Source organism: Paenibacillus sp. 598K (assembly GCF_003851045.1).
In the GTDB taxonomy this organism is placed as follows: Bacteria; Bacillota; Bacilli; order Paenibacillales; family Paenibacillaceae; genus Paenibacillus_D.
On the sequence record NZ_BFBX01000348.1, the window covers coordinates 1 to 211 of the forward strand.

Here is a 211-nt window from a genome sequence, read left to right on the forward strand (position 1 = left end):
CGACATCCGGCTGGCCTGCTACGAGGCGGCCCGCGACCGGCTGCGGTCGGCTGGCTACGTCCAGTATTCGATGCGCCGCTTCGCCAGAGCGGACGCCGGCAGCGCCAAGCCGCTGCTGCCCTACGGCTGTCAGGAGGAAGGCATGGTCGGTCTCGGCTGCGGCGCGCGCTCGTATACGCGCGAGCTGCACTATGCGACGCCGTACGGCGTC

The 211-nt window shown here is 71.1% G+C and carries 1 pseudogene; it reads left to right on the forward strand.

From position 1 onward, the window contains the following. Positions 1–211, forward strand: a pseudogene (locus PA598K_RS35410) (STM4012 family radical SAM protein); the annotation flags it as partial.